The sequence below is a fragment of the Acidocella sp. genome, assembly GCF_052326845.1.
In the GTDB taxonomy this organism is placed as follows: domain Bacteria; phylum Pseudomonadota; class Alphaproteobacteria; order Acetobacterales; family Acetobacteraceae; genus Acidocella.
On the sequence record NZ_JBKQJR010000167.1, the window covers coordinates 23,654 to 32,643 of the forward strand.

The 8,990-nt window shown below is 67.7% G+C and carries 11 protein-coding genes; 6 read left to right on the forward strand and 5 right to left on the reverse strand.

The window, feature by feature from the left end:
* Positions 1-6: 6 nt before the first annotated feature.
* Together ACLPJJ_RS11530 and ACLPJJ_RS11535 are read right to left on the reverse strand one after the other, a co-directional pair.
* Positions 7-453, reverse strand: coding sequence for a DNA polymerase III subunit chi (locus tag ACLPJJ_RS11530; protein ID WP_443591121.1), 447 nt, complete (start codon positions 451-453; stop codon positions 7-9).
* Entirely contained in the window at positions 453-1,460 is a 1,008-nt protein-coding gene (locus ACLPJJ_RS11535) for an Mrp/NBP35 family ATP-binding protein (RefSeq protein ID WP_443591122.1), read from the reverse strand. Before ACLPJJ_RS11535 ends, ACLPJJ_RS11530 begins: the two co-directional genes overlap by 1 nt.
* Positions 1,461-1,524: 64 nt before the next feature.
* Here ACLPJJ_RS11535 and ACLPJJ_RS11540 point away from each other — a divergent pair, with 64 nt between their 5' ends.
* Entirely contained in the window at positions 1,525-2,979 is a 1,455-nt protein-coding gene (locus ACLPJJ_RS11540; protein WP_443591123.1) for a trypsin-like peptidase domain-containing protein, read from the forward strand.
* A gap of 24 nt (positions 2,980-3,003) precedes the next feature.
* Here the strand turns inward: ACLPJJ_RS11540 and ACLPJJ_RS11545 are convergent, their stop codons facing one another.
* The 3 genes from ACLPJJ_RS11545 to ACLPJJ_RS11555 are packed head-to-tail and all read right to left on the reverse strand — an operon-like array spanning position 3,004 to position 5,469.
* Positions 3,004-3,294, reverse strand: coding sequence for a 4a-hydroxytetrahydrobiopterin dehydratase (locus ACLPJJ_RS11545; protein ID WP_443591124.1), 291 nt, complete (start codon positions 3,292-3,294; stop codon positions 3,004-3,006).
* Positions 3,295-3,343: 49 nt separating this feature from the next.
* The gene (gene argF / locus ACLPJJ_RS11550; protein ID WP_443591125.1) at positions 3,344-4,279 is read right to left on the reverse strand and encodes an ornithine carbamoyltransferase; all 936 of its coding nucleotides are present in this window, start codon (positions 4,277-4,279) and stop codon (positions 3,344-3,346) included.
* Positions 4,276-5,469, reverse strand: a complete 1,194-nt coding sequence (locus ACLPJJ_RS11555) for an aspartate aminotransferase family protein (protein WP_443591126.1) — start codon at positions 5,467-5,469, stop codon at positions 4,276-4,278. Before ACLPJJ_RS11555 ends, argF begins: the two co-directional genes overlap by 4 nt.
* 43 nt (positions 5,470-5,512) lie before the next feature.
* Between ACLPJJ_RS11555 and ACLPJJ_RS11560 the strand changes: the two genes are divergently transcribed.
* From ACLPJJ_RS11560 to ACLPJJ_RS11580, 5 genes are all read left to right on the forward strand, one after another.
* Positions 5,513-6,730 (forward strand): glycosyltransferase family 87 protein, encoded by a 1,218-nt coding sequence (locus ACLPJJ_RS11560; protein ID WP_443591127.1) that lies wholly within the window; start codon positions 5,513-5,515, stop codon positions 6,728-6,730.
* Positions 6,637-7,461 (forward strand): shikimate dehydrogenase, encoded by an 825-nt coding sequence (locus ACLPJJ_RS11565; protein ID WP_443591128.1) that lies wholly within the window; start codon positions 6,637-6,639, stop codon positions 7,459-7,461. Before ACLPJJ_RS11560 ends, ACLPJJ_RS11565 begins: the two co-directional genes overlap by 94 nt.
* Positions 7,458-8,042, forward strand: coding sequence for a dephospho-CoA kinase (gene coaE, locus ACLPJJ_RS11570; RefSeq protein ID WP_443591129.1), 585 nt, complete (start codon positions 7,458-7,460; stop codon positions 8,040-8,042). The genes ACLPJJ_RS11565 and coaE overlap by 4 nt, the downstream gene beginning before the upstream one ends.
* The gene (gene dnaQ, locus ACLPJJ_RS11575) at positions 8,039-8,713 is read left to right on the forward strand and encodes a DNA polymerase III subunit epsilon (RefSeq protein ID WP_443591130.1); all 675 of its coding nucleotides are present in this window, start codon (positions 8,039-8,041) and stop codon (positions 8,711-8,713) included. The genes coaE and dnaQ overlap by 4 nt, the downstream gene beginning before the upstream one ends.
* Before the next feature lie 133 nt (positions 8,714-8,846).
* On the forward strand, positions 8,847-8,990 hold a 144-nt coding region (locus ACLPJJ_RS11580; RefSeq protein ID WP_443591133.1), incomplete at its 3' end, for a dodecin.

Genomic DNA, 8,990 nt, shown 5'->3' on the forward strand with positions numbered 1-8,990 from the left:
GGGAGGCTAACCCGCTTTTACCCATCCCGTGTCTTCCTGCTTCCAATAGGCCAGCGTGTGGCCTTCCGCTTTCGCCGCGCGCCAACGGGCTCGTGCCGCCGCCACGGCCTCTTCGTCGTTGCCGTCGAACAGGTCGAATACCCGTTTGAACCCCGCGGCGTCCCCGCCCGCGCCGTTGAGGCGGAACAGGAACGCGGCGCCGGCCGGGTTGTCCTCGGCCTGCGTCGTGATGAAAATCGGCTGCCATTCCGGGTGCGGGGTCTTCGCCGTGCCATGCGGCAGCCAGTCGGGGCTGGCGCAGGTCCATAGCCGCTCATCCAGCGCCTTCAGCATTGTTTCGTCGGGGCATACCACCAGAGCCTTCTCGTTCGCCTGCAAGGTGCGGCCCAGCAGCGCGGGCAGCGCGGCGAACACATCCGTGCGGGTGAGGTGGTAGAACCCGATCTCCGCCATTACCCGACCAATGCCGCCCGTACCTGCGCCGCCACGGCGCGGAAGGCGGCGGCAACTTCGCTCTCCGGCTGGGCGGCCACCACCGGCGTTCCGGCGTCACCGGCCTCGCGGATGGCGAGTTGCAGCGGGATCTCGCCCAAGAACGGCACGCCGATGCGCTCCGCTTCCGCCCGGGCACCGCCATGGCCGAATATATCCGTCCGGTGCCCGCAATTGGGGCAGCAGAAATAGGACATGTTCTCCACGATCCCCAGCACCGGCACGCCGACTTGGGAGAACATCTGCACGCCGCGCCGCGCATCCAGCAGCGCGATGTCCTGCGGGGTGGAGACGATCACCGCGCCATGCGGCTTGGCCTTCTGTGCCAAAGTGATCTGCGCGTCGCCCGTGCCGGGGGGCATGTCCACCACCAACACGTCCAACTCGCCCCAATCAGCCTGGCCGAGCATCTGGTTCAGCGCGCCCATCACCATCGGCCCGCGCCAGATCAGCGCCTTCTCCTCCGGCACCAGGAAGCCGATGGACATCACCTTCAGCCCCCAGGCCTCCAGCGGGATCATCTTGCCGCCACGCACCTCGGGCTTGGTGGTGATGCCCAGCATTTTCGGCAAGGAAGGGCCGTAGATGTCCGCGTCCAGCAGCCCGGTCTTCAGCCCGCTCTGTGCCAGCGCCACGGCGAGGTTCACCGCCACGGTGGATTTGCCAACGCCGCCCTTGCCCGAGGCCACGGCGATGACGTGCCTCACCCCCGGCAGCAGGTTTTCCGCCGGCGGCGGGGCAGGGGGCGCGGCCTGGGCATGGGCGGTCAGCACCACGGTGGCGGATTTCACGCCCGGCAGGGCGCGCAGCGCGGCTTCTATGTCCCGGCGCAGGGGCTCCATCGAAGCCGCCTCCTGCCGGGACACGGCGAGGCTCACCTGCACCATCCCACCCTGCACATGCACGCCATCCAGCCGGTGGGCCACGTTGAACGGCGCCAGCGCCGCGCGAATATCATCTTCGGTCATGCGACAAGACATATCCTGCCCGCCCCCTCTTGCGAAGATCGTCCCCTGCTCGCACACTTGATGCATGATTTTTTCGGTTCGCTTGCTCTGCGCGCTCTTCCTCCTGGCCGGTGGCGCCGCCCGCGCCGCCGAGATGCCACCCTCGCTGGACAATCTGGCGGCCAAGGTGCTGCCGGCGGTGGTGAGCATCGCCGCCATGGCCCCTGCCGGGGACAATAGCAGCCAGGGCGACAACAGCCAGGGCGACAATGGTGACAGCGGGGGCGGCGGGGATAATGGCGACGGTGGGGACAACGGTGGAAATGGCGGGGCCGACAACAGCGCCCTACACGCCACGGCGGACACGCCGGACAATACCGCCGGCACCGTGGTGCCGCCGCCCAAGACCGTTGAATCCCTTGGCTCCGGCTTCGTGTTCGACCCGGCGGGTTACATCCTCACCAACAACCATGTGGTAGAAAACGCCAACACGGTCATCGTCACCTTCCCGGACGGCACGGTGTACACGGCGACCATCGCCGGGCGGGACAAGCCGGCCGACCTTGCGGTGCTGAAGATCGATGCCGGGCACAAGCTGCCTTATGTGAAGTTCGGCGACTCCGGCAAGCTGCGCGTGGGCGACTGGGTGCTGGCCGTGGGCAACCCGTTCGGCCTGCCCGGCTCCAGCTCGGCGGGGATCGTGAGCGCCCTGCACCGGGACATTGGCGACACGGATTTCGACGATTTTATCCAGACCGACGCGGCCATCAACAAGGGCAATTCCGGCGGCCCGCTGTTCAACATGGCGGGCGAGGTGATCGGCGTGAATTCCGCCATCTATGCGCCCAGCGGCACGTCGGATGGGGTGGGCTTCGCCATTCCCTCGGCCATGGCCGAGCCGGTGGCGGAGGAGCTGGCCCATAGCGGCTACATGACCCGCGGCTGGCTGGGACTGGCGACCGAGGACGTGACGCCCCAGGTACAGGCGTCGCTGCATCTGCCCGGCACCGATGGCGCGCTGATCGGCTCGGTCTCGCCCGGCGGCCCGTCGGACGGCACGCTGCGCAATGGCGATGTGGTGACCGCCCTGGCCGGGGTGAACGTGGCGAATCCGCGCGAGTTGCAGATCCGCACCGCGGAGATCCCGGCGGGACAGACGGTGAGCGTGCAATACTGGCGTGACGGCTCGGCGGCACAGGCCAAGCTGACCATCGCCGCCCCGCCCGCGGCGCTGGATGAGACCGTGGCCCAGCCCACGCCGGGCCCCATTGCGCTGCAAGGGTTGGGCCTCAGCGTGGCCGCCAAGCCGGCCGAGAACGGGGTAGGCGTGCTGGCCGCCACGGGTCCTGCGGCCACGGCGGGCATGGTGCCGGGCGATGTCATCGAGCAGGTGAACGGCCAAGCCGTGGCCTCGGCGGCGGAATTGCAGGAGCGGCTGAAGGCGCTGGCCGGACAGCCGCCCGTGTTCCTGGTCAGCGGCAATGCGGCGGACGGCACCAATCCCGGCCCGCGCTGGGTGCCGGTGCAACCTGCCAGCTGATTAGAGGCTGCTTCAGGTCGCTCTTTACTGCGGCAGCCAGACGAAGTTGGTGATCGCCTTTGCCAGGGCGATGTCCTTCGCCGTGACGCCTCCGGCGCTATGGGTGGAGAGGGTGATGTGCACCCGGTTGAAGCTGTTGGACCAGTCGGGGTGATGGTCTGCCTTCTCCGCCAGCAGCGCGACATGCGCCATGAACGAGAAAGCTTCCGCGAAGGTTTTGAAGGTGAAGGTCTGGTGAATGGATTTCTGATCCGCCGCCAGCACCCATTTGCCGGGCAGGGGGGTGAGGGCGGATTTGTCGAGCAGCGTTGGCATGGCGTTTCTCCTTTATGAGGAGATAGGCAGCCGCGCCCGGCTTGCAAACCTACCCCAAACACCACGCCAGGATCGCCTTCTGCGCGTGCAGCCGGTTTTCCGCCTCGTCGAACACCACGGAGGCCGGGCCGTCGATCACCTCCGCCGCCACTTCCTCGCCGCGATGCGCCGGCAGGCAGTGCTGGAAGATGGCGTTGGGTGCTGCCAGCGCCATCAGCTCCTTGGTCACCTGATAGGGCGCGAAGGCGGCCTCGCGCGCGGCAGCCTGATCCGGGCTGTCGGACATCGAGAGCCAGGTATCGGTGACGACGCAGGCCGCGCCCTCCACCGCCGTTTCCGGGTCGATGCTCACTTCCACATCGGCGCCTTCGGCCTTGGCCCATTCCAGCACCTCTGCGCGCGGCCAGTATCCGGCGGGGCAGGCGAGGTGGAGGGTGAAGTTGAACCGCGCCGCGGCCTCGATGAGCGAGGCGGCGACATTATTGCCATCGCCCACCCAGGCGATCTTCTGCCCCGCCACCGGGCCGCGATGTTCCTCGAAGGTGAGGATGTCGGCCATGATCTGGCAGGGGTGGGAGAGGTCGGTGAGGCCATTGATCACCGGCACGGAGGCGTGGCGCGCCAGCTCGTGCAGCTTGGCGGCGCTGTCGGTGCGCAGCATGATGCCGTCGGTGAAGCGCGAGAGCACCTGTGCCGTGTCGGCGATGGTCTCGCCGCGGCCAAGCTGCATGTCCCGCGACGAAAGCACGATGGCCTCACCGCCCAGCTCGCGGGTTGCCACCTCGAAGGAGACGCGCGTGCGGGTGGAGGGTTTCTCGAAGATCATCGTCAGCGTTTTGCCGGTGAGCGGCTTCTTGGCCGTCCGGCGGGCGCGCTTGAACTGCACGGCGGAGTCCAGCAGCGCGCGCAGCTCGGCGGTGGAGAAATCCCGCAGGTTCAGGAAATGCCGGGGGGAACCGGCCCGTAAATCGATCGCAGCGCTCATTTTGCCGCAGCCTCCGTCTTTGCCGCCATTTGCACGGCCACCTCGCCGAGCAGTGCCAAAGCCTCGTCGCATTCCGCCTTGCCGATGATCAGCGGCGGCGCCAGACGCAGCACGTTATCCCCGGCGGCGACGGTGAGCAGCCCATGCGCCAGCGCGGCGTTCTGCACATCGCCATTGGGCGGGGTGCATTTCAGCCCGAGCAGCAGCCCCGCGCCGCGCACCCCGGTGAACACATCGCTGTGCGCCACGACCAGCGCTTCCAGCCCGGCGCGGAGGTAAGCGGAAGTTTCCTGCACCTGGTCCAGGAAGCCGTCGGCCAGGATGACATCCAGCACCGCATTGCCCGCGGCGCAGGCCAGCGGCCCGCCGCCGAAGGTGGTGCCATGGCTGCCCGGCACCAGCGCCTTGGCCACCTTCTCCTTGGCCAGCACCGCCGCCATGGGGAAGCCGCCGCCAATGCCCTTGGCCAGGGAGATGATATCTGGCGTCACCACGGCCCATTCATGGGCGAAGAGCTTGCCGCTGCGGCCCATGCCGGACTGCACCTCGTCGAAGCCGAGCAGGATGCCGGTTTCGTCGCACAGTGCCCGCAGGTCGCGCAGGAATTGCAGATCCGCCGGGCGCACGCCGCCCTCGCCCTGCACGGGCTCGATCAGCACGCCCGCCGTTTCCGGCCCGATGGCGGCGCGCACGGCCTCGATGTCGTTGAAGGCGACATGGTCGAAGCCCTCGACCGGCCTGCCGAACCCGGCCAGGTATTTCGGGTTGCCGGTGGCCGAGATCATCGCCAGGGTGCGGCCATGGAACGCGCCCTCGAAGCAGATGACGCGCGTGCGCTCCGGGTGCCCGGCATCGGCGTGCGTCTTGCGCATGGCCTTCACCAGCCCCTCATTCGCCTCGGCGCCCGAATTGCAGAAGAACACGGAGTCCGCGAAGCTCGCCTCGACAAACCGCGCCGCCAGACGCTCCGCCTGAGGCACGCGGTAGAGGTTGGAGACATGGATCACCTTGGCCGCCTGCTCGGCGATGGCCTTCACCAGATGCGGATGCCCGTGCCCGAGCGAGGATGTCGCGATGCCCGCGCCGAAATCCAGGTATCGGCGCCCCGCCTCGTCGAACAGATAGGCCCCGTGGCCATGGTCGAAGGAGATATCGGCCCGATTGTAATTGGGCATTAGCGCGGAAATCATGGATGTGCTTTCAAGGCGTCGGAAAGCCCGGAATAAAGCGCATATGGCCGAAAAAAGTCAATTCCAGCACCGCGTTAAACTCAGCCTGCTGGTGCTGTTCTGTACCCTGCCGTCATTATTCGAGGGCTATGCCATTCTCTGGGGCCAGCGCCAGGGGCTGGTGGGCAAGGCCCTGCGCGATGGGCTGGATTTCTGGGCCGGCGGGTTTCTGCTGCTGCACCAGCAGTTGCCGGTGCTGTTCGACCACACCGCCTACCAGGCGTTCCTGGAAGGGCTGTACGGCAAGCTCCCCTACCATCTGTGGAGCTACCCGCCGACCTACGGGCTCATTGCCGCCGCTTTCGCTTGGCTCTCGCCCTGGGCCGACGTGCTGACCTTCGATGCCGTGACCATGGCGCTGCTGGCCGCTGTGCTGCGCCTCGCCGGCAAGAGCTGGTGGTTCGTGGCGGCCATGCTGCTGGCCCCGGCCGCGCTGGAGAGCGCGATGGAGCACCAGAACGCCGCGCTGATGACGGCGCTGCTCGGCGGCGGGCTGTTGCTGCTGGGGAACCGCCCGCGCGTCTCCGGCGTGCTCATCGGGCTGGCGACAATCAAGCCGCAGCTTGGGCTGGTGCTGCCGCTATACCTGCTCCGGCGCGCGCCCATCGCCTTCATGTACGCGGCGCTGGCGGCGGCGGTGCTGGCGGCAGCTTCGCTCTGGGCCTTCGGGCAGGCCGCTTGGGCCGGGTTCATCAACTTCACCAGCCCGGTGATGAGCAGCGTCCTGCTGACCGGCCAGCCGCCGGAATTCGCGGGCGGGCTGATCAGCGTGTTCGCCATGGCCAAGCCGTTCGTCGGCGTGCATGGGGCGCTGCTGGCGCAGGGGGCGGTGAGCGTGGCGGCGGTGCTGGCCGGGCTGAAGACACGCTCGGCCCCGGCGCTGCTCATCCTCTCGGCGCTCGCCAGCCCGTATCTGCACGACTACGACCTGCTGGGCGCGGCGTTGGCCACCGCGCTGCTGGTGGAGGAGCGGCTGCAAACCGGCTTCGCCCCTGGCGAGCCCGTGCTGTATTTCCTGGCCTGGTTCGGCCCCGGCCTGCTGCCCTGGGCGGCGCAATACGCGCATCTCGCCCCGGTGGTGTTGCTCCTGCTCTTGGCAAGCGCGTGGCGCCGTGGTGCTGTGGCGCCATGCGACTCCTTACCGGCTCAGCCCGGCTCGCCGGCGTTATCGGCTGGCCGGTCGCCCACTCCCGTTCCCCCCGGATCCACAGCACCTGGTTGAACCGCCACGGCATCGACGGCGCCTATGTGCCGCTGCCTGTGGCGCCCGAGAACTTCACCAATGTCGTGCGCGCCTTGGCCCAGGCCGGGTTCGCCGGGGCGAATGTGACGATCCCGCACAAGGAAGCAGCGTTCGCCGTGTGCGACAAGGTGGACGAAACCGCCCACCGTGCAGGGGCGGTGAACACGCTGGTCTTCACGCCCCAGGGCATCGAGGGCCGCAATACCGACGGCTATGGTTTCGTCGCCAATCTGCGCGCGCACGGGGTGAACCCGGCGGCGGGACCGGTGCTGATCCTGGGGGCTGGGGGCGCGGCGCGGGCCATTGCCGCCGCCTTGCAGGATGAAGGCGCGGCGGTGACGATCTGCAACCGCAGCCCGGAGCGGGCAGAGACCTTGGCCGCCGCCTTGCCGCCAGCGCGGGTGCTGCCCTGGGAACAGCGCGCGGCGGCGCTGGGGGATTACGCGCTGCTGGTGAACACTACCTCGCTCGGCATGGTGCATAACCCGCCGCTGAAGATGCCGCTGGAGAAAGCCGCACCCGGCTTGGCGGTGGCCGATATCGTCTACGCGCCACTGCAAACCGCGCTGCTGGCCGAGGCCGAGGCGCGCGGGGTGAAGGCGGTGGAGGGGCTGGGGATGTTGCTGCACCAGGCCGTGCCTGGCTTCGCCGCCTGGTTCGGCGTGATGCCCCAGGTGGATGAGGAATTGTACCGGATCGTCGCCGCATGATCGTGCTCGGCCTCACCGGCGGCATCGGCATGGGCAAATCCACCGTCGCCGCCATGTTCGCCGCGCGCGATATCCCCGCCTTCAACGCCGATGACGCGGTGCATGCGTTGCAGGCCCCGAATGGCGCCGCGATTCCGGCCATCGCCGAGGCTTTCCCCGGCACGGTGCGTGATGGCGTGCTGGACCGCGCTAAGCTGCGCGCCCAGGCGCTGGCCGACAATGCGGCGATGAAGCGGCTGGAGGGCATCATGCACCCGCTGGTGCGGCAGATGCAGGCGGCGTTCATGGCCGAGGCGGTACAGGCCGGGGGGCGCGCCGTGTTGCTCGACATCCCGCTGCTGTTCGAGACCGGCGGCGAGGGGCGGGTGGACAAGATCATCACCGTCTCCTGCCCGCGCGACGTGCAGATTGCCCGCGTGCTGCACCGCCATTTGCCGCTGGCGGATATCGAGGCGATCATCGCCCGGCAGACCCCGGATGAAGAGAAGCGCCGCCGGGCGGATTACGTCGTCTATACCAGCGGCCCGCTGGAGGAAACGCGGGCGCAGGTTGCGCGCATCATCGAGGAGTTGGGGCTATGAGCCGGTCTGTCCTGTTCGATACGGAAACCACGGGGTTCGAGCCGCTCACCGGCGACCGCGTGATCGAGATCGCCGCCATTGAGCTGATCAACGATCTGCCGACCGAGAAGCAGTTTTACGCGCTGCTCGACCCGGAGCGGGACATCCCCTCCGACAGCACGCGCGTGCACGGCATCACCAACGCGCATGTCGAGGGCAAACCGAAATTCGCCGATGTGGCGGACCAGATGCTGGAATTCTTTGGCGATTCTCCGCTCGTTGCGCATAACGCGCCGTTCGACTTCGCCTTCATCAGCGCGGAGCTGGAGCGCATCGGGCGCAAGAAGCTGGACAAGGCGCTGATGATCGACACGCTGGTGCTGGCCAAGCAGCGCTTCCCCGGCATGCCGAACAGCCTGGACGCGCTGTGCCGCCGCTTCGAGATCGACCTCTCCGCCCGTACCACCCATAACGCGCTGCTGGACTGCAAGCTGCTGGCGGAAGTGTACGTGGAGCTCACCGGCGGGCGCCAGCGCGGCCTGGTGCTGGAGACGGAGCAGGGCCTCGCCTTCGCGCAATACGACGCGCCGGAGACCCGCACCCCGCGCCTGGTGGTGGTGAGCGAGGAGCAGCTTGCCGCGCATGCGGAATTCATTGGCAAGCTGAAGGAGCCGGTCTGGCTCAAGGAGTAGCCGGTATCGCATTTGCGCCGGCTTTTTAAAATGCTAGGAAATGCGGCGAAATTCCCTTAGCCTTCGCGTTGCGGCCAGCTGGCTTGCCTGCGCCGCGTCCGCGTAGCGCGGCATAACAAAAAGGGAAAACGCCATGGCCAACCATGTTTACAAGAAGATCGAGATTGTCGGTTCATCGCCCGTCAGTGTGGATGAGGCCATCAAAACCGCTGTCGAGCGCTCAAGCAAAAGCATCCGGAATCTCCGCTGGTTCGAGGTAACGAATGTCCGGGGCGAG

What these genes read in the sequence shown, in the direction of transcription:
- dnaQ (WP_443591130.1), top strand. Translation starts at nt 8,039, where the DNA reads ATGAGCCGGTCTGTCCTGTTCGATACGGAAACCACGGGGTTCGAGCCG.
- ACLPJJ_RS11565 (WP_443591128.1), top strand. Translation starts at nt 6,637, where the DNA reads ATGCGACTCCTTACCGGCTCAGCCCGGCTCGCCGGCGTTATCGGCTGG.
- ACLPJJ_RS11535 (WP_443591122.1), bottom strand. Translation starts at nt 1,460, where the DNA reads ATGACCGAAGATGATATTCGCGCGGCGCTGGCGCCGTTCAACGTGGCC.
- ACLPJJ_RS11560 (WP_443591127.1), top strand. Translation starts at nt 5,513, where the DNA reads ATGGCCGAAAAAAGTCAATTCCAGCACCGCGTTAAACTCAGCCTGCTG.
- coaE (WP_443591129.1), top strand. Translation starts at nt 7,458, where the DNA reads ATGATCGTGCTCGGCCTCACCGGCGGCATCGGCATGGGCAAATCCACC.
- argF (WP_443591125.1), bottom strand. Translation starts at nt 4,279, where the DNA reads ATGAGCGCTGCGATCGATTTACGGGCCGGTTCCCCCCGGCATTTCCTG.
- ACLPJJ_RS11555 (WP_443591126.1), bottom strand. Translation starts at nt 5,469, where the DNA reads ATGATTTCCGCGCTAATGCCCAATTACAATCGGGCCGATATCTCCTTC.
- ACLPJJ_RS11530 (WP_443591121.1), bottom strand. Translation starts at nt 453, where the DNA reads ATGGCGGAGATCGGGTTCTACCACCTCACCCGCACGGATGTGTTCGCC.
- ACLPJJ_RS11540 (WP_443591123.1), top strand. Translation starts at nt 1,525, where the DNA reads ATGATTTTTTCGGTTCGCTTGCTCTGCGCGCTCTTCCTCCTGGCCGGT.
- ACLPJJ_RS11545 (WP_443591124.1), bottom strand. Translation starts at nt 3,294, where the DNA reads ATGCCAACGCTGCTCGACAAATCCGCCCTCACCCCCCTGCCCGGCAAA.